Genomic DNA, 20,333 nt, shown 5'->3' with positions numbered 1-20,333 from the left:
AGCGGCCGTACCCGGTCCGCGCCGTCGCCGGACGCCACCCGCCTCGCCGTGCCGGGGCGGGCCGCGAGCCGACGGGTCAGCCTTGTACCGGCGCGGTCCGCCCCGGTACGGCCGGCGACCCGACCAGCGCGCTGTAGCGGAGGAAGCCCGCTCCCTGGGCGGCGACGAGCAGCAGGTTCACCGCGATCCTGGCCGTCCAGAGGCCGGTCAGGCCCGCCGTCGCCGCCACGGGGAAGGCGGCCAGGGCGAGCAGGCCGTACAGGATCGCGAAGTAGGTCAGGCTGGCCGAGGACCGCCGGAGCGCGGTGAGGCCGAACCCGGTCACCGCCTGGCAGCCGTCCGCCATCGCCGCCAGGATCATCAGCGGCAGCATCCCGAGCACCCGGCCCGCCACGGCGGCGTCGCCGGTGAACAGCCCGACCAGCCCGCCCCCGGCCACCGCCGGTACGGCCGCGCCCGCCGACGCCCCGGCGAGCGCGATCACCAGTGCGGCCCGGACGGCGCGGCGTGCCTCGCGCGGGTCGGCGGCGCGGGCGACCACCGGGATCGACGCCTGCGCCACCGAGATGGAGGCGACCATGACGAATCCGATCAGGGAGTTGAGGACCGCGTGGACCGCCCCGTCGCCCGTGCCGAGCCGGGCCACCGCGAACGCCACCACGCCCAGCACCGCGAACTTGACCAGTACGGTGCCCGCCAGTGGGAGGCCGACCCGCGCCATGTCGAGGATCTCCTTCGGCCGGGGCCGTCCCGGGCGTGTCGAGTGCCCCCGGAGCAGCGGCAGGCGGCGCAGGCAGACGTTGGCGACGGCCGCGCCGACGCAGGCGGAGGCGACCTCGGCGATCCCCGCGCCGGTCAGGCCGAGCGGCGGGACCAGGGCGGCGGTCAGCGTGACGGCGACGGCCGTGGCCGACAGCCCCGACCAGAGCACCATCCGGCTCCGGCCGAGGGCGACGAGCGCCGAGGTCGCGCCGCCGGCCAGGGCCCTGACCAGGATCTCCAGTGCCGTCAGGGCCGGATAGAGCCCGAGCTCGCCGACGACCTCGCCGGGCACCCCGCCGATCCGGGCGATCACCGGCACGCACGCCGCGGCGAGCGCGCCCGTCACCCCGACGGCGATGGCCAGCCACCGGGCGTCGCGCATGATGGGAACCGCCGCGTCCGCGTCGTCGCGGACCGGCGCGAGGAACGGCATCAGGCCCCGCATGACCCCGGTCACCGCGGCGATCGCCGGGGTGGCGACCGCGCCGACCAGGGCGGCGGCCAGCGTCGCGGTCGCGTGCCGGCCGAGGACCGAGACGGTCACCAGGGAGCCCGCCATGGAGGCGACCGAGGAGAGGTAGAGGGGGACGGCGGCACCGAGGATCGCACGGTAAGGGGTCATGAAACGGAGAATCCCGGGGAGCCGTCATCACGCTCCACCCGGGATCGATCTTCATCCTACCGTGAGAGATCGCCGCAGACCCGGGAACCACCCTCATCCGCCTCTGGCCGGTCCGGCGGTCTCCGGCTTTCCCTCGGCGTATCGAATGATCTTAGAGGTGTACCTCTTAGAACCATGGCTCTAAGAGGTACACCTCTAAGGAGCATGCCAATGATCGGCTTCGGCGGCTTCGGCGGCGATGATCGGTGGGAGGGCCGCGCGGGGGCCGGCCCCCGCCTGGTCCCCGCGCGCGGATCGGTGAGCGCCTCAGTCCCGGTGGGCGGGCGGTTCCGGTCTTTCGTCGGTCCAGCCGATCGCCTGGTACGAGGTGGATGAGGGGATCTCCACCGTCCGCCCGTCGGCGCCCTTGGCCACGTTCATCCGCATTTCGGCGAGCGGCAGACCGGTGCCGGGGTCGACCACGAAACGGATCTCAGTGAACAGGCCCGGCTCGGCCTCCTCCCGATAGACGAGCGCCTGCCCGCGCCGGCCCAGCGGATCCGTGATCTCCCCCCCGGCCCGGATGCCGGGCAGGGACGCGAGGATCCGGTAGGCGGACGCGCGAGCCTCGGGGGACACCGGCAAGCCGGTGATCATCCGTATGCAGACCGCCCGAAGGAGCCGCGGCATCTCCTTCTCCACGTCTATCCCGGAGTCAGGATGCGCCACCTGCCGCCGGACGTACTTTTCCAGGTACGTCCGAAGCTTCCCGGGGTCGTCCGGGATCGCGCGCGCCTCCTGCCAGGTGATCGAATCCCATATCAGGTCACCGGCCGTGCCCTTCCAACGGCCGCGAAGCCGCTCGGCGGTCCGCTCGCCCGCCGCCGCCTCCAGCGTCCCCCCGGGCGGCGGGGCGGCGAACTGTTCACTCTTCATGTCCTCGGAGTACCGCCAACTGGTGGGCGCCCCCGCGGCCCGCCATGCCTCCTCGTCCCGCGGGGTCACGGGCTTGGCGCCGAGATACCGCCTGATGCGCCAGCCCTGCAGATCCGGCCGTTCCGTCAGCCATTGCTCTCCGGACCACCTGGTCTCGATCACATAGCTGCGGGTGGGGTCGGTCAACGTCGACCGGTCGACCGTCGCGATGCGCCAGTAGTCGCCGCTCGCGGGGGCCTTCTCCACGGCGACGGCGGCGGCGAGCAGGACCTGCCGGGCGGTCAGCTCGGTCGTGGCGGGAGCCGGCACGCCGGTGCGGGGCACGACGGACGTCCCACCGCCGGACAGTCCCATGGGGACGAGAACCGCCACCGCGGCCGCCGCGGCGGCGAGGCTCAGCCCGACGCCGGCCCACCGGCCCCGCCGCCCGCGCCGCCTCCGCCGTACGGGTTCCAGGCTGCTGACCGTGGCGGTCGCGGCCGCCTCGGCGAGCAGCCGGGCGCGGCCCTCCGCGACCGTGCCGGGTGAGGGTTCGTGGGATCCCAGCAGGTGGCGTACCGCGGTCACGTGGTGCGGATCGACCGGCTGACGGACGTCCTGGTCGTCGTGCGGCTCATCCATCGGATCCTCCAGATTCAGCAGTGATGTCGTTCAGCGCCGCGCGCAGCTTTCTGCGGACCCGGTTGAGCCGGGAGGCCACGGTGCCCAGAGGGATGTCGAGGGCTTGAGCGATCTCCTCGTAGCTGAGATCGCCGTACGCGACAAGGAGCAGCACGTCCCGCTCGCCGTCGGGCAGCCGGCTGAGCTCCGCGGCGAGTCGGCGCTGCGTGGCCGCCGCGGTCACCTGCGCCGCCACGCGGTCGGCGTGCTCGCTTTCGGCGGGACTGGCCACCGGCACCCTGGCCAGCGCTTCCAGCCTCCGGGTCTCGCTTCGGCGATGGCCGGCGAGGAGGTTGGTGGCGATTCCGTACAACCATCGGCGTACCGCGCCACGCTCGGGATCGAAGCCGTCTCGCTTGCGGAACGCGACCAGAAAGGTCTCGGAGGCCAGGTCGTCGGCGGCCTGCGGTCCGATCCGCGCGGCGATGTAGCGGTAGATATCGCCGAAGTAGCGGTCGTACAGCGTGGCGAAGGACTCGGGCCGATGCCGCGACTGCTCGATGAGCGCGGCGTCGTCAAGTCTCCCCGGCGAATCGGGGGGAGCGGTCATCCGCATGGTGTCCCTTCTTCCAGATACACCATTAGTCCGCCGCAGAGCCCGTCCGACTTCGCGGCCGGCGCCGGCAGGTGCGGGAGGTGGCCATCGACGACGCCTGTCGGTCGTCGGGGTTCCGCGCGGCGGGCTCGCCTGGAGTGCGCTCCAGGTATTTAGGGTGAAGGTCATGGATTACACACAGCTTGGCCGTACCGGCCTGAAGGTCAGCCGCCTCTGTCTCGGCACCATGAACTTCGGCCCCGTGACCTCGGAGGAAGACTCCTTCGCGATCATGGACCGCGCCCACGAGCTGGGGATCAACTTCTTCGACACCGCCAACGTCTACGGGTGGAAGAAGGGCGAGGGCATCACCGAGAACATCCTCGGGCGATGGTTCGCCAAGGGCGGCGGCCGCCGCGAGAAGACCGTCATCGCCACGAAGCTCTACGGCGACATGGGCGACTGGCCCAACGAGGGCCGTCTGTCGGCGCTCAACATCCGCCGGGCCGCCGAGGCGTCGCTGAAGCGGATGCAGACCGACTACATCGACCTCTACCAGGCCCACCACGTCGACCGGAACACCCCGTTCGAGGAGTTCTGGGAGGCCATGGACATCCTCAAGCAGCAGGGCAAGATCCTGTACGTGGGGTCGTCCAACTTCGCCGGCTGGCACATCGCCAAGGCGCAGGAGACCGCCCGCCGCCGGGGCGGCCTCGGCCTCGTCTCCGAGCAGTCGCACTACAACCTCATCGTCCGCGCCGCCGAACTGGAGGTGATCCCGGCCTGTGAGGACTACGGCCTGGGTCTGATCCCGTGGAGCCCGCTGGCGGGGGGCCTGCTCGGCGGCATCCTCCGGAAGATCGACAAGGGCCGTTCGGCCGCCGAGAACATCGCCAAGGAGCTGGAGAAGCACCGCGACAAGATCGAGCGGTACGAGGCGTTCTGCGACGAGCTCGGCGAGGACCCGGCCAACGTCGGCCTGGCCTGGCTGCTGCACCAGCGTGCCGTCACCGCGCCGATCATCGGCCCGCGCACGGCCGAGCAGCTCGACGGGACCGTCAAGGCCCTGGAGATCACGCTGGACGACAAGGCGCTGACCCGCCTGGACGAGATCTTCCCCGGGTTCAGGACGGCGCCCGAGGAGTACGCCTGGTAGCGGGCGACCGGCGGACACGGCCCGCGGGTTCCCGTTCCGGCGGGAACCCGCGCGCCGTACGGCGAACCCGCACGCCGTACGGCGGAGCAACGCGCGGTACGGCGGAGCGGCGCGGAGAACGCGCGGCGGGAGCCGGGAGAGCCACGGAGGCCGTACGGCGGAGCGGCGCTGGGGCCGCGTGGCGGAGCCGCACGACGGGAGTCCGGGAAGAGCCGCGAAGTCCCGTACGGCCGAAGCCCGGGCGGCCTAGGAGACGAGGGCGCCGATCACCACGAGCAGCACGAGCAGTGCGAGCACCGTGGGCAGCAGCCAGCGACGGGGACGATCCACGCTTTGGAGCTTAGCCCCGCTCACCGGGTGCGGGCGCCGCGAGGGGATATTCCTCGATCGTCTCGTAGCGGACCGTCGCCCCCAGGTGGCTGCGCACCAGGTGCACGGCGTCCGCCTCCCAGGAGGACCCGGAGAACGCGGCGAAGGCGTCCACCAGGTCCTGGACGTCGACGCCGGAGCGGGTCCTGGCCAGCGACAGGTGCGGCCGGAGCCGCCGCCGGTCGGCCTGCTCGGCCCCGGCCCGGAACGCCCCCGCCCCGAGCGAGTCCGCCAGGCGGACGAGCCGGGGTTCGGGGCCGCGCAGCCCGGTCCAGAAGACCCGCGCCCGGCGGGCGGAGGGGAAGGCGCCCCCGCCCGCGAACGACAGCGTCATCCGCTCGTAGCGCGACGCGGCGCGCGCCAGCCGGATGTGCAGGCCGGGCAGGACCGCCTCCGGGACCTCGCCCAGGAACGACAGCGTCACGTGCCAGCTCTCCAGGTTCAGCCAGCGCAGCTCGGGCCAGGCCGCCCGGTGGGGTTCCAGGGCTCGGGCGAGCTCGTCACGCACCTGCCGCGGCGGCAGTAGTCCGACGAACAGCCGCATGCGTCCTCCTGCCGATCACCCTGGTCAGCATTATCGCCGCGCCGACCCCGAGCATCGTGAGCACCCCTCCGATGACGACGCCCGTGCGGGGGCCGCCGACCTCCGCGACCCAGCCGAGCAGCGGCGCGCCGATCGGGGCGCCGCCGGTGAAGACCAGCACGTAGATGCCCATCACCCGGCCGCGCATCTCCGGCGAGGCGGCGAGCTGGACGCTGGTGTTGGCGGCGGTGTTGACCGTGATCAGCGCGATCCCGGCGGGGATGAGGAAGAGCAGGTAGAGCGGGTACCACAGGGCCAGGCCGCTGACGATCTGGGCCACGCCGAAGGACAGCGCGCCGCCGATCAGCAGCTTGCGGCTGGGCCGTACCCGCCGGGCCGCGAGCAGCGCGCCGCCCAGCGCGCCCACCGCGAACATGCTGGAGGCCAGGCCGAAGGAGGACGCGCCCGCGCCGAAGACCTGCCGGGCCATCAGCGCGATCGACATCGAGAACGACTGGGTGAACAGCGACACGAAGGCGACCAGCAGTATCGGCAGCAGCAGCTCGGAGCGCGCCAGCACGTACCGCAGGCCCTCGCGGAGCTGGCCCTTGGCCCTGGGCACCGGGTCGGGGGCGGTCAGCTCCGAGGCCCGCATCATCCCCAGGCCGGCGAGGACCGCGCCGAACGACAGCGCGTTGACCAGGAACATCGGGCCGGTGCCGCCGAGCATGGAGATCAGCACGCCCGCGATGGCCGGGCCGACCACGCGGGCCAGGTTGAAGCTGGAGGCGTTCAGCGCGACGGCGTTGGACAGGTCCTTGCGGCCCACCATCTCCACGACGAACGACTGCCGGGTCGGCACCTCGACGCAGGAGATGAGGCCCAGGACGAAGGCCATCACGTAGACGTGCCAGACCTGCGCGTTGCCGGTCACCACGAGCACGCCCATGGTCAGCGCCAGCAGGCCCATGAGCGACTGGGCGGCCATCAGCAGCGGCCGCTTGGGGTAGCGGTCGGCGAGCATGCCGCCCCACAGCCCGAACAGCAGCAGCGGCAGGAACTGCAGCGCGGTGGTCAGGCCCAGGGCGAAGGCGCTGCCGTGCGCCAGGTCCAGCACCAGCAGGTCCTGCGCGGTGCGCTGCATCCATCCGCCGACGTTGGAGATCACGCCGCCGATGGCGAACAGCCGGTAGTTGTAGATGCGCAGCGACCGGAACATCCCGCCCCCCGACTTGGGGACGTTGGGGACGGGCTGAACGGTCCTGGTCTCGACGGCCTGCAGCTCGCCCGCGGCCGCCGCCCGCGCGGTCCGGCGGCGGCGCGCGGCCGCCCGCCACCCGGGCACCGCGCGCGTCACCCGACGCGTGACCCGGCGTACCGGCCCCCCCTCCGGTACGGTGCGCGCCTCGGCGTCCTGCGGGGTCGCCGAGGCCCTGGGTTCCTCAGGTTCGGCTAGATCCGGCTGAGCTTCTCCAGAATCGGAGCCGCCTGCCGCAGCACCGCCCTCTCCTCGGGCGTCAGCTCCTTCAACTGCCGCGTCAGCCACGCCTCCTTGCGGCGGCGCTCCTCCTTCAGCAGCGCCGAGCCCGCCTCGGTCACGCTCAGCGTCACCTGGCGCCGGTCGGTCGGGTGCGGTGTGCGCGACACCAGCCCTCGCTCGTCCAGCACGGAGGTCACGCGGGTCATCGAGGGCGGTTGCACCTTCTCGAGCTCGGCCAATTCGCCGGGGGTTATCCCGGAATGCCGTTCCACCGCGGCGAGCGTCGCGAGCTGGGTGGGGGTCAACGAGTGTCCGGCGGCCTGCCTGCGCAGGCGTCTGTTCAGGCGCGCCAGCGACACGCGCAGCGCCGAGGCCAGACCGGCGTCGCTGCGCAGGTTCGCGCGCTGGTCCTTGCTTGGGTTCATTATCATGGGTCATTACCTTTGCTAACTATATACGACGCTCCGGAATTCCCGACGGGGCAGGGGTTTCTCGCGCGCGTCACCGGCCCCGGGGCAGCGGCGCCCGCCGCATGTTCGCAGAGTACGGCGAGCGCCCCCGGCCTCTCCGCCGGACCCCGCGAAGGGACCCTCCACGCGACCGCCACACGGCCCGGCCCCGCGCCTCGTGCCACGGTCTCGCACATCAGGCGAGCGCAAATTGCATGCAGATCTGACTCCTGTTTTGTATGCTTGGAAGCATACAAAATAGGAGGCGGCAATGAAGAAGCCCTCTCGTCTGCTCTCTCGCGACTCCGAATGGTCGACACTCACGGAGTTCGTCAGGCATCCCGACCCACACCTGCGCCTGGGAGTGGTCTCGGGACGCCGCCGGGTCGGCAAGAGTTACCTCCTGCGCGCGCTGGCCGACTCGGTGGGCGGGCTCTACGTCTCCGCGGTCGCCGAAGAGGGCGCGCCGGCCGCGCGACGGCGGTTCGCGGAGGACATCGCCCGCTATGCGGGAATCGGAGCAGATCTCCTGGGCGCCGACGCCGGCTGGGAGTCCCTCCTCGATTCGGCGATCAGCCTGACCGCGCGCCGGAGCGGTGCGCCCGGGCTCCTGGTCATCGACGAACTGCCCTACTGGATGGCGCACTCACCGGAGATCCCCGGCCTGCTCCAGCTCCTCTACGACCGCTCGCAGACCGGTCACGGTCACGAGGGCGGGCGAGTGATCCTATGCGGATCCGCCATCTCCGTGATGAACGAGCTCATGTCCGGCACGAAGGCGCTGCGCGGCCGGGCCGCCGTCGATCTCCGCCTCCAGCCGTTCGACCTGACCACCACCGCACGGCACTGGGGGATCGACGATCCCGCGACCGCCCTGCGCGTGCACGCCGTACTCGGCGGGTCGCCCGGCTACCGCAACCTCGCCCCCGGGCCCGCGCCCCGGAGTCTTCCGGAGTTCGACGTCTGGATTCCCGCCACGGTCCTCGACCCGGGTCAGGCGCTCTTCTCCCGCAGCGAGGCGGAGTACCTCCTGCGGGAGGACCCGCGGTTCACCGGCAGCTCGCTCCACTACGCGATCATCAACGCGGTCGCCTCCGGGGCGACCAGCCCGGCGAAGATCGGCGGCATGCTGGAGCGGGATCGCACCTCTCTGGGCCGTCCGCTGGAGATGCTGACGAACTCGGGCTACCTCAGCCGTTCGACGGACCCACTCTGGGAGCGGCGTCCGGTGATCACCGTCGCGGACCCCATCATCCGCTTCCACAACCTGATCACCGTCCCGAAACGGGATCTCGTCGAAACGGGCGGTTCGGCGCAGGCGTGGCACGACTCGCAGGCCACCTTCGTCTCCCGCGTTCTGGGCCCGCACTTCGAGGAGTGCGCCCGCGACTGGCTCCGCCGCCACCCTGACCCCTCGCTGCGCGGCGGAACCGGCCTGGTCGCCTCGACGGTGGTCAACGACAAGGGCGGCAGGGCCAAGCACGAGATCGACGTCATCGCCCTGGACAAAAGGGCCGGCCGTGCCGTGGTGGGTCTCATCGGGGAGGCCAAGGCCACCCTCGTACGGCGAGGCCCCGCCGACCTGGAACGGCTCGAACGCCTGAAGGAGGTCCTCCGTGACCAGGGGCACGACGTCTCCTCGGCCCTGCTGGCGATCTTCTCCCTGGAGGGTTTCCACCCCGGCCTCGTGGAGGCCGCCGGCCGTCGTGGCGATGTGCTCCTGGTCGACCTGCCCGCCCTGTTCGGGAAGACGGTCCCCGTCCTCGGGCGACCCGGGCCCGCGTGAGAACCGGAAAGGCCGTCGTGGCGGCCCGCGCCGCCGCCACGACGGCCTTTCCCGCGTGCCTCTCAGCCGACGCCGAGGAGGGACTTGATCGGGCCGAGGGCGAAGTAGAGGACGAACAACGCCGCGACCACCCACATCAGGGTGTGGATCTCACGGGCCTTGCCCTTCGCCAGCTTGATCAGCACGAAGCTGACGAAGCCCGCGCCGATGCCGTTGGCGATGGAGTAGCTGAACGGCATGAGCACGATGGTGAGGAACGCCGGGATGGCGATCTCGTAATCGGTGAAGTCGATCTCGCGGATGGCCGTCATCATCAGGAAGCCCACGACGACCAGCGCCGGGGCGGCGGCCTCGTGCGGGACGACCGCGACCAGCGGCGAGACGAAGATCGCCAGCAGGAAGAGCACGCCGGTGACGACGCTGGCCAGGCCGGTGCGCGCCCCCTCCCCGACGCCCGCCGCCGACTCGACGTAGGTGGTGTTGGACGAGACCGAGCCCGCGCCGCCGACCGCCGCGCCGATCGAGTCGACCAGGAGGATCTCCCGGGTCCGGGGCAGCGTGCCGTCCTCCGCGATCAGGCCGGCCTGGCCGCCGACGCCGACGATCGTGCCCATGGTGTCGAAGAAGTCGGTGATCAGCAGGGTGAAGACGAGCAGCAGCGCCACGATGACCGAGACGGAGCCGAACGCGCCGAACGGGTCGAACTCCTTGAACAGCACCAGCGGGTTCTCGAACCCGAAGATCTTCTCCGGCATCGCGGGCACGACGAGCCGCCAGCCGCCGGGGTTCGGCTGGTCGGCCGTGCCCGAGCCGCCGACCTTGGCGACGGCCTCCACGATGATCGCCAGGACGGTGGTCGCGACGATGCCGAGGAGGATGGCGCCCTTCACCTTGCGGGCCACGAGCATGACGAGCATCAGCAGGCCGGCCACGAACACGAAGATCGGCCAGCTCGTCAGGTTGCCGCCGATGCCCAGCTCCAGCGGCACGGCCGGCGCCTTGCGGACGAAACCGGCGTCCACGAAGCCGATCAGCGCGATGAACAGGCCGATGCCGACGCTGATCGCGGTCTTCAGCTGGGGCGGGATGGCGTTGAACACCGCCGTCCGGAACCCGGTCAGCACCAGGAGGGCGATGATCACGCCTTCGAGGAAGACCAGGCCCATGGCCGCCTCCCACGACATCTGCGAGGCGATGCCGTAGGTGACGAAGGCGTTCAGGCCGAGCCCGGCGGCCATGGCGAACGGGACCTTCCCGACGACGCCCATCAGGATGCACAGCACCCCGGCGACGAAGGCGGTCCCGGCGGCCACCAGACCGGTGGGCGCGGAGGTCGCGTCGGCGATGAACTGGCCGTCCGCGTCCTTGGCGGTGGCGATGATCAAGGGGTTGAGCACCACGATGTAGGCCATCGTGAAGAAGGTCGCCAGGCCGCCCCGGACCTCCCGGCCGACCGACGATCCGCGCTCGGAAATGCTAAAGAAACGGTCAAGACCACTCATTTGGGTGGGTTTACTGTCAGTCACGGACGCAGGGTGACAGTGCGTGTCCGCCGCCGGAAGAGCCAGGCCGCGATGGTGATGTTTTCGCGACCGATTCGCGATCTCACAGGGCCAGGTTGCGGGCGGTGAGCCCCCGTCGCCTACGCTGGCTCACGTGAAGCAGTCTCGCCCCTCGGATCTCCAGCCGCTGAAGACCAACGACACGGCCACGATCCTCACGGGCATCGGCCTGTGGGCGGCCGCCCTCGTCGCACTTCTGGTCATCGGCCCCGACGCCGGGCACCGCTGGTGGATATGGACCTGCGTCTCGGGCATCTGCGGCGGCCTCTTCGGCCTGTGGTACGTCCGGCGGCGCGACCGGCACGCCCCGGCCTCGGCCCCGGCTCCCGGCGAGGAGCCGGTCGAGCCCGCCACCGCGATCCCCCCGGTCTCCCCCACCCCGCCGCCCGCCTCCTGACCGGCGGCGGACGGCGGGAAGGCGGCCGCTAGTTCGTCGAGGCGGTCCAGCTGTCCAGGTCGGCCTCGGCGAGCAGCAGCGGCACGGCCGCCGGGTCGCGCAGCAGCGCCGCCACGGCCAGCCGGTCGCCCCACTGGCCCGACGCCCAGGCCAGCCCCCGCGCCAGGCCCTCCACACCCGAGGCGTGCACCGTGCCCTCGAAGAACCGCCAGGCCGCGGGGACGCCGTCCACCAGCAGCTTCTCGTGCTCCACGTACGTGGCGGGCGCGGTGGGCAGCAGCGATCGCACGGCGGGCGGCACCTCGCGGACCGCACCCGAGGAGGTCACCTCACCGGCCGCCTCCTCCCCGGCCAGCGGCAGGTCGAGCAGCTCCGACAGCGCCTCGGCGAGGTCGAACGGGGCCAGCACCAGCGGCCGGTCCGCCACCAGCGGCAGCAGGTCCGGGGCCTCCACCACGACCGGCTCGGGCACCTCGGCCCCGGCGCCCCCGACGCGGTCGGGTCCCGCCAGCAGCCGCCCGTTCTCGGCGTCCACGACGACGATCTCACCGTCGAGGATCGCCCGCACCGCCCGCGGGGGCGCGACGCGGGCGGGCTCGACACCGGCGAGCGCCACCCACAGCGACCGCAGCTGCGCCCGGTCCACCTCGGCCGAGGGGTCGCCCAGCAGGTCCAGCAGCTCGTCGGGGCCGCCGTGCGAGGCGAGCAGGTCGGTCAGGGTGGTCCGCACACCGATCATGGCGAGCGCGGCCTCGTCCACCACGGGGGGCGCGTCGCCGTACAGGCCGAACAGCAGCGGGTCGGCGGCGGGCAGCCGCAGCTGCGTGGGACGCCGGCCGTCCAGCACCGGGTGGGTGGACAGCCACCACGCGGTGTAGGACGGCACCTCCACGACCTCGCCGGCCGCCAGGACCCGCAGCGGGTGCAGGACCGAGCGAAGCGGCGGGCGCGACAGCAGGGCCAGGGCCGACGGCCAGTCGGCGACGTACTCCAGGTCGCGGACGGCGGAGAACTCCCTGGCGACCGGCGGCACGTCGATGTCGGGCAGCAGGTCGAGCACCGCCTCCAGCCACTCCTCCTCGCGGTCGAGGTCGTGGTCGAACTCGTCCGGGTCGAGCATGACGTCGGCGTCGTTGACCACGGCGAAGCCGTCGAGCACGCCGGCCGCGGCCAGCACCCGCGGGCCGTACCGCTCCACCAGGTCGGGCGCGGCCGTGCCGAAGTGGGTCTCGGCGTCGAGCAGCCCGGCCAGCGCTCCGTCGGCCAGGAGCAGCTCCCCCGCCGGGTACAGCTCGCCGTCGGCGCCGCGCAGCGCCAGCTCCGACAGCCACGGGGCGTCACCGGGGACCAGCCCGGCGGCGTCCACCAGCGCGAGCACCGCCTGCGCCACCGGCTCGGGGTCGGGGCCGTCCAGCGACTCCGCGACGGCGGAGCGGGTCAGCGGGTCCTCCAGGACCGTCCTGGGCGTCGCCTCGGCGGCGCCCAGGCGCAGCAGCAGCGGATGAGCGGCCTCCGGGTGCACCACGCGCAGGCCCAGCGGGCCGAGCACGGCCGGGTCCAGCGCCGAACCGTCGCTCAGCAGCAGCGTGCCGCGCGGCCCCCGGACCAGGCGGCCGTCGGCCAGCGGCACCGGCAGCGCCCCGAGCGCCTCGGGGTCGTCGGCGGGCAGCACCTCGTACAGCGACCGCCACCATTCGGGGCCGAGATCGGCGACGGCGTCCCCGGAGAGCATGTCCACCACGTCGGACAGCTGCACCCGCCGGACGCCGAGCGCGGCGATCGCGGGGTGCCGGGACGGCCACCCGGCCGGCAGCAGCCCGGGGACCATGCCGGCGATCTTCGCAAGCAGCTCGCCCGGCGCCGCCACCACCGACGCCTGCCGCCCCGTGACGACGATGTCCTCACCCGGCGTGCCCGCGCCCGTGCCCGCGCCCTCGGCGACGGCGGCGTCGGCGGGCGGCGACAGCGCGGGGAGCAGCGGCAGGTCGGGGAGCCTGCGCAGGATGGCGCGGCGGATCCGCGCGTCGAGCTCGCCCCTGCCCATCAGGCCGGGGACGAGGTCGAGGAGGGCGGGCGTGCGGGACAGCCCGGCCAGCAGGTCGAGATAGGCGTCGGCGGCGCGCTCCACCAGGAAGTCGGTCAGCGGCCCCATGGCCACGTGCCGCCGGTCGGTCGCCATCGGGAAGGAGGCGATGAGCAGGGCGGGCAGGTCGAGCGGCTCGTCACTCGGCGTCGGCGCGTGCACCACCGGCCGGACCAGCTCGGGCAGCGGCCGGGGCTCCCCCGTCTCCCCGGCGACCGGTACGGCCCAGCGGACCAGCCAGTGAGGCCGGCTCCGCTCCTCGGTCGGCCGGTCGGCGAACAGCTCGGCCACCTCCTCGGGGGTGAACCGCCCGGACGCCGAGACCACCCGCCAGCCGTCCGGCAGGATCGTGCGCATCTCGCCGTCGAGGTCGATCTCGATCGACTCCAGCGCGGGCAGCCCGAGCAGCAGCGCCGGACCGGCCTCCCGCAGCATCCGCCGTACGGCGTCCTCGGACGCGGCGTCGCGCAGCGGCAGCCGGACGAGCGTGTCGAACCCCGGCGGCACCTCCACCGGGCCGGCCGGGAACGGCAGGCGCAGCAGCGGCACGTGCCCGCCGCGCTCGGCCAGCTCCGCGGCGAGCACCGGCTCGGCGGCCACCAGCGCGGCGGTCTGGGAACGGGACCAGCGGACCACCCCCGACCCGAGCGAGCCGATCACCGGCTCGTCGGTGACCGAGACCACGGCGGCGAAACCGACGCCGAAGCGGCCCGCGGCGTCCTCCTCGCCGCGCTTGGCGGAGGCGCGCAGCGTCGACAGGCTCTCGATCCCGGCGGCGTCCACCGACGCGCCGGTGTTGGCGGCCGACAGCACGCCCTCGCGCAGCGACAGGCGCAGCCGCCCCGGCACCCCGGCGCGGACCGCGGCGTCGGCGGCGTTCTGGGCGAGCTCGACGATCAGCCGGTCGCGGTAGCCGCCGAGCGCGAAGTCCTCCTCGGCGTTGGCGTCCTCGCGGAACCGCGCGGGCGAGGCGGTCCAGGCCGCGAGCACGGCGGAGCGCATCCGGTCGGTGCCGAAGGTGTCGGGGCCGAAAATGTCAGTCACAGCGATGAGTCCAAGGGTCGAAGGGATCCAGTGGTCACGTCGCGCACCGGGCCGCCGGGCCGTGAACGGCCCGCCCGCGCCGGACGGCCCCGCGGGGACCGGGACGCGGCCCCGCGGGAGGGGGCCGGGTCAGGAGTGGCCCAGCGGCTCGGCCGCGGCGTCGTCCACCGAACCACCGCGGTCCGCCCCCGGCAGCTCCTCGGCGAGGTGCTCGGTGATGTCGTAGGCGAGCTCGTCGAGGATCGGCGCGGCCGGCTCGACCTGGGGCGGCGTCACGGCCGCCTCCGAGTGCGCGCCGCAGCCGTGGTCGGCGGCGACCACGCGGCCGTCGTCCGGGGCGAACTCGTTGGTGCAGACGCCGAACGTGGCGCCCAGCGCGCCGGCGAGCGGCCAGTAGAAGCCACAGGTGGAGCACTGGGCGGGCGCGGCGTGCGCGATCGGGGTGTGCGGCCCCGCCTCACCCGCGTGCCAGCGCCGCACGGCGCGGTCACGGCCGACCGGGGACAGCACCCGGGCCCTGCCGAGGCCGTACTCGAAGAACATCTCGCGGTCGGTCTCCTCACCGGTGTCGGTGAAGCCGGGCGCGAGGCGGACGTCGTCGGCCGCGGTGGGCAACAGGTCGCCCACGCCGAGGTCGCCGGGGAGCAGACGCTCGCTCCACGGCACCCACTGCGGCGGCAGCAGCGCGCCCTCGCCGGGCACGAGCACGACCTCGCTGACCGTGACGTTGCGCGCCCGCGAGGCGCGGGCGACGGTCACCGCCCACCGCCAGCCGGCGTAGGCGCGGTCGAGGCAGGCGAAGTAATGGGTGACGACCCGCTCGCCCTCGCTCTGCGCTCCGAGGTGCCCGCCCACCTCGTCGGGCCGGATGTTCTCCTCCACGGCGGAACGGGCCAGGTCCACGGCGGCGGCGCAGGCGGGGTCGAGAACCGGGGTGCGGGTCCGGACGCGGTTCACGAGCCCGCTCCCGTCGGCCCCGCAACCGGACGGTCGCTGTGCTTGCTCGCTCGCTCGTTGCGCTGACTCACAGTTCATTCTCACCCATGTCCGGAGCGGACGGCACCGTACCTCCCCTGGGGCGGGGGGCGAGCCGTGGCCATCGGACGACCTGGCCATCACCATTTTTTCAGGAAGAGGCGCCCGGTGCGAAAAAGGCGTCCCGACCCCGCCGGAAGCGCGCCGCTGAACGGGCCGGTCCGGTCCGCGGGCCGATCGTAGGGCCGGATCGATCGGGTAAGACTGGATGCGTGGGAAACGGGTGGAACCGGGCGCGGCGGGTGGTGGGCGAGGCGTCCCGCCGGACGGGCCGGGCGGCGGCCGGGGCGGGGCGTGGCACCGTACGGGCGGGCCGGGGCGCGGGGCGGGCGGCGGCGCGCGCCGGTCGCGGCACGGCCGGCGGGGTGCGCCGGATGGGCCGGGCCACGCGGCGGCTCACCCACGCCCAGGGGGCCGGCCGCACCGGGCTCGGCCCGCTCATCGAACTGACCGCCGGGCAGAGCGCCGGCGACGCGCTGGTCACCGCGGCCCTGGCCGGGACGCTGTTCAAGCTCCCGGTCAACGAGGCCCGCGGCCAGGTCGCCCTCTACCTGCTGATCACGATGATCCCCTTCGTGGTGGTCGCGCCGTTCGTCGGCCCGGTCCTCGACCGCTTCCGCTCCGGCCGGCGCTTCGTGATGGCCGGCACGCTGTTCGGCCGCGGGCTGCTGTGCTTCGCGATGGCGGCGGCGTTCGTCAGCGGCGACCCGTTCACCATCTTCCCGGCGGCGCTGGCCGTGCTGGTGCTGTCGAAGGCGTACAGCGTCTCCCGCGCCGCGATCATGCCGAACGTGCTGCCGGCCGACATCCCGCTGGTCACCGCGAACGCCAGGGTCGCGTTGTTCGCGCTGGTGGCGGCCGGGGTGGCGGTCCCGGTCGGCGCGGGCGTCAGCGCCTGGGTCGGCGGCGACTGGATGCTGCGCGGGGCGACGGTCGTCTTCCTGCTCCAGGGCGTGTGGGCCGTACGGCTCCCGCGCCACGTCGACTCCCCCGACCTGGAGGAGCTCCGTGAGGAGGGGGAGGAACGCCCGCACCGCTGGCGCACCCTGCTGAACGTCGGCCCGGTGGTGACCGAGGCGATGCGGGCCAACATGGCCATCCGCGCCCAGTCCGGGTTCCTGCTGTTCTACCTGCTGTTCCTGGTGCAGGACGGCAAGCTGCCGGGCCAGGCGCCCGCGGTGACCATCGGCCTGCTGGCGGTGGCCGCCGGGGCGGGCGGCCTCGCCGGTACGGCCGTGGCCTCCCGGATGCGCCGCCGCTCTCCCCAGGTCATCGTGCTGGCCACGCTGGCGTTGACGACCGTGGCGACGATCGTCCCGGCGGTGGTGTTCACCCTGTGGACGGCGGTGGCCGTCGCCCTGGTGGCCGCGTTCGCCCAGGGGCTGGGCAAGCTGGCGCTCGACGCCATCGTGCAGCGCGAGATCGGCGAGGAGGTGCGCTCGTCCACCTTCGGCGTGGTGGAGGCGATCCTGCAGGTCACCTGGGTGGCCGGCGGCCTGTTCGGGCTGCTGCTGTCGCTGTTCGCCGGCGGCCGTACCGGGCTCGCGGTGATGGCGGCGCTGCTGGGCGGCTCGTTCGGCTGGCTGGTGGCGCGGCGCCGCGGGCGGACGATGGCGGTGGAGGAGCGGGCCCAGGCCGCCCGGACCGCCTCCGGCGCCCCGGCCGCATCTGACGCCCCCGCCGTCACGACGGTCGCCGGGGACGACGTGCCCGGCTCCGAGGGGCCCGTCGCCCCGCCCGCGCCGGACGGCGACCCGCAGGGCCCCTCGTCCGGCGGCCCCTCGCCGGACGGCCCGGTGCCCAGCGGCCCGACGTCCGGCGGCCCGGCGGGCGAGCCGCACGACGACGCCCCGGCGTCCGGCACGCGCCGGCTCCGGTGGACGCGGCGCGCCCCGAAGCCCACCGGGCCGGCCACCACGATCGTGCGGCACGGGGACCACCCGGCGGACAAGACGGAGAAGCACACCAAACCGCTGACCAACCCCCACGGCTGAACGCGGGGGCCGGTCACGGGGCCGCGGTGGTCACCGCCGTACCGGGAGCCACCGGAGCGCGGTCAGGCCTCCAGGTCGTCGGCCACCGTGCGGAGGATGGCGGCGATCTTCCTGCCGTGTGCGGGCTCGGGGTGCTTGCCCTTCTGGTACGCCGTGGAGACGTCATCCAGTAGCTTGATCAGGTCTTCCACGATGACCACCATCTCGTCGGGCTTCTTGCGCTTGCCCTTCGGTTTGGCGGCCTTGGCGAGCGTCGGGGGCTGGTCGATCACGCGAACCGAGAGCGCCTGCTGGCCACGGCGCCCCTCGGCCACACCGAACTCGACCTTCTGCCCTGGCTTGAGGGAGTCCACGCCACCGGGAAGCGCGGAGGAATGCACGAAGACCTCACCGCCGTCGTCGCGGGTGAGGAAGCCGAAACCCTTGTCGGCGTCGTACCACTTGACCTTGCCACTCGGCACAGGGGTGACCTCGTTCAGACTGTCGTGAAAAGGAATGGATGTAGGTTATGCCCACAGGACGCCGGGGGCGACCGTCTATTTCCCCGGAATTACGCGACGACAGCGGTGTTTCGCCAGCCGCCGAACCACTCCCCGAACTCGGTCAGATCCGCCAGGACCACGTCGGCCCCGTGATCGCGCAGATCCTCCGCCGGATGACCGCCGGTGGCCACCGCCACGCTGACCGCGCCGCCGGCCCGGGCCGCCTCGATGTCGGCCACGTGGTCCCCCACGTAGGCGGTCGCGCCGAAGTCGACGAGGGCCGGGCCCTTGGCGGCTCCGAAGACCGACCCGGCGACCATGTCCACCTCCAGGCCGAGGAACTCGACCGTCCGCGTCGCGTCGATGGGGTTCTTCCCGGTCACCACGATGACCCGGCCGCCGCCGCGCCGTACGGCCTCGACGGCCTCGCGCGCGCCGGGCATGGGGACGGTGGCGGGCACGGCGAGCGAGGGGTACAGCTCCCGGTAGAGAGCCACGGCCGACGGGATCTCCTCCGGCGGCAGCCAGTTGGCCAGCTCCCACTCCAGCGGCGGCCCGAGCCTCGCCACCACGACGGCACTGTCGATGAACACACCGAGCCGCAGGGACAGTTCGTCGAAGACGGCCGCGATACCGGCGCGCGTGTCGGCGAGCGTCATGTCCAGGTCGAATCCCACCGACGTCATCGGACACTCATCTCCGGCTCACAACTCCTCGTCATCCGCCGGAGGGTTCGCTCCGCGCGCTCCCCGCAGTGTGCCAAATCCCGCCGGTGCAGGGGTAATCGCCGCCGGGGAACGTGCCGGGCGACGGCCCCGTGCGGATCGTCAGCCGGGGGAGCGCAGTGGGGTCACATCCCCCGGGCCGTCGGCCCGGCGCTCCGGGCTCATGCCGTCGCCCCTTCGCGACGTGTTCCGCCGCAGCTCCGCGTATCGAGCGGCGACCAGGCGGGCGACCTCCTCGGTCCCGGACACCGGCCGCGAGGCGTAGGCGGTCACCCGGTTCGGCGCTCGCCAGCGCACGAACTACTACCAGCTGTCCACGAACCAGCCCAACATCGACATCCACGGTGTCGCCGTAGCCGTCGAGCTGGGCGACGGGCCGGGGGCCGTGCAGCGAGCGCAGACGGTCCAGCTTCCGAAGGGCCTGCAGGCCGGCCGCGCCGGGTACCACCACCTCGATTACGCGCGAGGGCTGCTGTGGTGCGGCAAGCGCGATGCCGCCGTGGCCGAGCTGGAACGCGCCGAGAAGATCGCCCCGATGCTCGTCCGCGACCACCCCATGGCCCAGCAGGCCGTACGAACCCTGCTGGACCTGGAGCGCTACAGCTACCGCGACCGCATCCGCCGCCTCGGCGTCCGCATGCACATCCTCTGAGGCATATCTCGTTGAGCCGGTACGCCGAGAGTGCGTGTGATCCGGGGATCCAGCGGTTCGGCGCCGGGCCGTCGCCTGCGATCAGTGCGCTACCGCCGGGCGGCGGCGGTCCGCTGGCGTGCCGATTCGTACAGCACGACGGTCGCGGCGGCCGCCGCGTTCAGGGAGCTGGCGGACCCGGACATCGGGATCCGGACGAACCGGTCGCAGGCCTCACGCCAGCCGGAGCTGAGACCGGTGGTCTCATTGCCGATCAAGGTCAGCGTGGGTTGCGTGAAGTCGTACACGGCGGCATCCAGTGCGCCGTGCTCATCGGTTCCCACGATGCTCATGCCGATGCCCTTGGCGCGGACGTCGGCGACCCAGGACAGAACGGCCTGGTGTGAGGGCACCCGGACCACGGGTAGGGCGAACAGCGAGCCGGTGCTCGCCCGGACCGCCTTCGGGTCGTACACGTCGGCGGCATGCCCGGTGATGATGACCCCGGAGGCGCCGAAGGCGTCTGCGGACCGGACGAGGGTCCCGATGTTGCCGGGGCTGGTGGGCCGATCGAACACGACGGTGAGCATGGCCGGCGCGGCCGGGATCCGGCACAGGTCGTCCTCCGGCATCGCGACCACGGCCAGCAGCTCCGGAATCGTGTCCGCCTTGCCTCCCAGCTCGTGCATCAGTTCACGGGAGACGGCGATCTTCTCGGCTCGGACCGTGTCCAGGGCCTCCTGTGCCCAGCCGGACAGCTGAGCACCGGTGTCGTAGAGCAGCTCTCGGATCTGCCAGCCGTGTTCGACGGCCATGGTGATCGGGCGCACGCCCTGCACGAGGAACTCACCGCGACGCTGCCGCTTGGTCCGATTCCGGAGGAGAGCCTCCCACTGCTGGAATCGTGCGTTGCGGCCACTCACCCGCAGATCCACCGCTGTCTCTGCCTCCGTTGTACATGACATCCACCCATGCCCCACCCGCCGCGCCGCGCGCGTCTACCCGGCGCTGTCGTTGGCGCCGTCCCCGTCCGGACCGGAGGTGTCCCGTCCCAGGCCCCGGCGGATCGCGATCTCCACGGGCGAGTACGCGCCGTCGGCCCGCTCCAGCTCGTACGGCGCGG

At 73.0% G+C, this 20,333-nt stretch carries 18 protein-coding genes; 5 read left to right on the top strand and 13 right to left on the bottom strand.

Features of this window, described 5'->3' with window-relative positions; translation table 11 throughout:
- Positions 1-76: 76 nt before the first annotated feature.
- The 3 genes from IEZ10_RS09770 to IEZ10_RS09760 all read right to left on the bottom strand — a co-directional run bounded on the left by IEZ10_RS09770 (position 77) and on the right by IEZ10_RS09760 (position 3,509).
- Entirely contained in the window at positions 77-1,384 is a 1,308-nt protein-coding gene (locus tag IEZ10_RS09770; RefSeq protein WP_189246178.1) for an MATE family efflux transporter, read from the bottom strand.
- Positions 1,385-1,690: 306 nt separating this feature from the next.
- A complete protein-coding gene (locus IEZ10_RS09765) occupies positions 1,691-2,920 on the bottom strand; it encodes a CU044_5270 family protein (protein ID WP_189246177.1) in 1,230 nt (409 codons plus the stop codon).
- The gene (locus IEZ10_RS09760; RefSeq protein ID WP_189246176.1) at positions 2,913-3,509 is read right to left on the bottom strand and encodes an RNA polymerase sigma factor; all 597 of its coding nucleotides are present in this window, start codon (positions 3,507-3,509) and stop codon (positions 2,913-2,915) included. Before IEZ10_RS09760 ends, IEZ10_RS09765 begins: the two co-directional genes overlap by 8 nt.
- 172 nt (positions 3,510-3,681) lie before the next feature.
- Between IEZ10_RS09760 and IEZ10_RS09755 the strand changes: the two genes are divergently transcribed.
- Positions 3,682-4,650, top strand: coding sequence for an aldo/keto reductase (locus IEZ10_RS09755; protein WP_189246175.1), 969 nt, complete (start codon positions 3,682-3,684; stop codon positions 4,648-4,650).
- 340 nt (positions 4,651-4,990) lie between these two features.
- Here IEZ10_RS09755 and thpR read toward each other — a convergent pair whose 3' ends face one another.
- The 3 genes from thpR to IEZ10_RS09740 form a co-directional block, all read right to left on the bottom strand.
- The gene (gene thpR, locus IEZ10_RS09750) at positions 4,991-5,563 is read right to left on the bottom strand and encodes an RNA 2',3'-cyclic phosphodiesterase (protein WP_189246174.1); all 573 of its coding nucleotides are present in this window, start codon (positions 5,561-5,563) and stop codon (positions 4,991-4,993) included.
- Positions 5,520-6,761, bottom strand: a complete 1,242-nt coding sequence (locus IEZ10_RS09745) for an MFS transporter (RefSeq protein WP_189246523.1) — start codon at positions 6,759-6,761, stop codon at positions 5,520-5,522. The genes thpR and IEZ10_RS09745 overlap by 44 nt, the downstream gene beginning before the upstream one ends.
- 233 nt (positions 6,762-6,994) lie before the next feature.
- Entirely contained in the window at positions 6,995-7,447 is a 453-nt protein-coding gene (locus tag IEZ10_RS09740) for a MarR family winged helix-turn-helix transcriptional regulator (RefSeq protein ID WP_189246522.1), read from the bottom strand.
- Positions 7,448-7,742: 295 nt separating this feature from the next.
- Between IEZ10_RS09740 and IEZ10_RS09735 the strand changes: the two genes are divergently transcribed.
- A complete protein-coding gene (locus IEZ10_RS09735; protein ID WP_189246173.1) occupies positions 7,743-9,257 on the top strand; it encodes an ATP-binding protein in 1,515 nt (504 codons plus the stop codon).
- A 62-nt stretch (positions 9,258-9,319) separates the two neighbouring features.
- Here IEZ10_RS09735 and IEZ10_RS09730 read toward each other — a convergent pair whose 3' ends face one another.
- Positions 9,320-10,759 carry an NCS2 family permease gene (locus tag IEZ10_RS09730; RefSeq protein ID WP_189246172.1) on the bottom strand — a complete coding sequence of 480 codons (1,440 nt, stop codon included), beginning with the start codon at positions 10,757-10,759 and terminating at the stop codon, positions 9,320-9,322.
- A 154-nt stretch (positions 10,760-10,913) separates the two neighbouring features.
- Between IEZ10_RS09730 and IEZ10_RS09725 the strand changes: the two genes are divergently transcribed.
- A complete protein-coding gene (locus IEZ10_RS09725; protein ID WP_189246171.1) occupies positions 10,914-11,216 on the top strand; it encodes a DUF2530 domain-containing protein in 303 nt (100 codons plus the stop codon).
- A gap of 28 nt (positions 11,217-11,244) precedes the next feature.
- Here the strand turns inward: IEZ10_RS09725 and IEZ10_RS09720 are convergent, their stop codons facing one another.
- A complete protein-coding gene (locus tag IEZ10_RS09720; protein WP_189246521.1) occupies positions 11,245-14,301 on the bottom strand; it encodes a sacsin N-terminal ATP-binding-like domain-containing protein in 3,057 nt (1,018 codons plus the stop codon).
- 171 nt (positions 14,302-14,472) lie between these two features.
- Positions 14,473-15,300 carry a DUF3027 domain-containing protein gene (locus IEZ10_RS09715; protein WP_229811109.1) on the bottom strand — a complete coding sequence of 276 codons (828 nt, stop codon included), beginning with the start codon at positions 15,298-15,300 and terminating at the stop codon, positions 14,473-14,475.
- Positions 15,301-15,590: 290 nt separating this feature from the next.
- Here IEZ10_RS09715 and IEZ10_RS09710 point away from each other — a divergent pair, with 290 nt between their 5' ends.
- Positions 15,591-17,372, top strand: a complete 1,782-nt coding sequence (locus IEZ10_RS09710; RefSeq protein WP_229811108.1) for an MFS transporter — start codon at positions 15,591-15,593, stop codon at positions 17,370-17,372.
- A gap of 62 nt (positions 17,373-17,434) precedes the next feature.
- Here the strand turns inward: IEZ10_RS09710 and IEZ10_RS09705 are convergent, their stop codons facing one another.
- From IEZ10_RS09705 to IEZ10_RS09695, 3 genes are all read right to left on the bottom strand, one after another.
- Entirely contained in the window at positions 17,435-17,833 is a 399-nt protein-coding gene (locus IEZ10_RS09705) for a cold-shock protein (RefSeq protein ID WP_189246169.1), read from the bottom strand.
- Between the two features lie 89 nt (positions 17,834-17,922).
- Positions 17,923-18,540, bottom strand: a complete 618-nt coding sequence (locus tag IEZ10_RS09700) for an HAD family hydrolase (RefSeq protein WP_189246168.1) — start codon at positions 18,538-18,540, stop codon at positions 17,923-17,925.
- Between the two features lie 141 nt (positions 18,541-18,681).
- A complete protein-coding gene (locus IEZ10_RS09695) occupies positions 18,682-18,876 on the bottom strand; it encodes a hypothetical protein (RefSeq protein WP_189246167.1) in 195 nt (64 codons plus the stop codon).
- Between the two features lie 88 nt (positions 18,877-18,964).
- On the opposite strand from IEZ10_RS09695, the gene IEZ10_RS09690 reads away from it, so the two are divergent.
- Positions 18,965-19,231 carry a hypothetical protein gene (locus tag IEZ10_RS09690; protein ID WP_189246166.1) on the top strand — a complete coding sequence of 89 codons (267 nt, stop codon included), beginning with the start codon at positions 18,965-18,967 and terminating at the stop codon, positions 19,229-19,231.
- An 89-nt stretch (positions 19,232-19,320) separates the two neighbouring features.
- On the opposite strand, the gene IEZ10_RS09685 is transcribed toward IEZ10_RS09690, so the two are convergent.
- The gene (locus IEZ10_RS09685; protein WP_229811107.1) at positions 19,321-20,133 is read right to left on the bottom strand and encodes a TrmH family RNA methyltransferase; all 813 of its coding nucleotides are present in this window, start codon (positions 20,131-20,133) and stop codon (positions 19,321-19,323) included.
- Positions 20,134-20,333 lie beyond the last annotated feature (200 nt).

Source organism: Streptosporangium pseudovulgare, from assembly GCF_014648055.1.
GTDB lineage: Bacteria > Actinomycetota > Actinomycetes > Streptosporangiales > Streptosporangiaceae > Streptosporangium > Streptosporangium pseudovulgare.
Note: the sequence above shows the minus strand (reverse complement) of the source record. Positions and strands in the feature narration are given on the sequence as shown.

Bases quoted from the DNA above. Each gene is read 5' to 3' on its own strand.
- thpR (WP_189246174.1), bottom strand. From the start codon at position 5,563: ATGCGGCTGTTCGTCGGACTACTGCCGCCGCGGCAGGTGCGTGACGAG.
- IEZ10_RS09755 (WP_189246175.1), top strand. From the start codon at position 3,682: ATGGATTACACACAGCTTGGCCGTACCGGCCTGAAGGTCAGCCGCCTC.
- IEZ10_RS09720 (WP_189246521.1), bottom strand. From the start codon at position 14,301: ATGCGCTCCGCCGTGCTCGCGGCCTGGACCGCCTCGCCCGCGCGGTTC.
- IEZ10_RS09760 (WP_189246176.1), bottom strand. From the start codon at position 3,509: ATGACCGCTCCCCCCGATTCGCCGGGGAGACTTGACGACGCCGCGCTC.
- IEZ10_RS09770 (WP_189246178.1), bottom strand. From the start codon at position 1,384: ATGACCCCTTACCGTGCGATCCTCGGTGCCGCCGTCCCCCTCTACCTC.
- IEZ10_RS09740 (WP_189246522.1), bottom strand. From the start codon at position 7,447: ATGAACCCAAGCAAGGACCAGCGCGCGAACCTGCGCAGCGACGCCGGT.
- IEZ10_RS09735 (WP_189246173.1), top strand. From the start codon at position 7,743: ATGAAGAAGCCCTCTCGTCTGCTCTCTCGCGACTCCGAATGGTCGACA.
- IEZ10_RS09765 (WP_189246177.1), bottom strand. From the start codon at position 2,920: ATGGATGAGCCGCACGACGACCAGGACGTCCGTCAGCCGGTCGATCCG.
- IEZ10_RS09730 (WP_189246172.1), bottom strand. From the start codon at position 10,759: ATGAGTGGTCTTGACCGTTTCTTTAGCATTTCCGAGCGCGGATCGTCG.
- IEZ10_RS09700 (WP_189246168.1), bottom strand. From the start codon at position 18,540: ATGACGTCGGTGGGATTCGACCTGGACATGACGCTCGCCGACACGCGC.
- IEZ10_RS09745 (WP_189246523.1), bottom strand. From the start codon at position 6,761: ATGTTCCGGTCGCTGCGCATCTACAACTACCGGCTGTTCGCCATCGGC.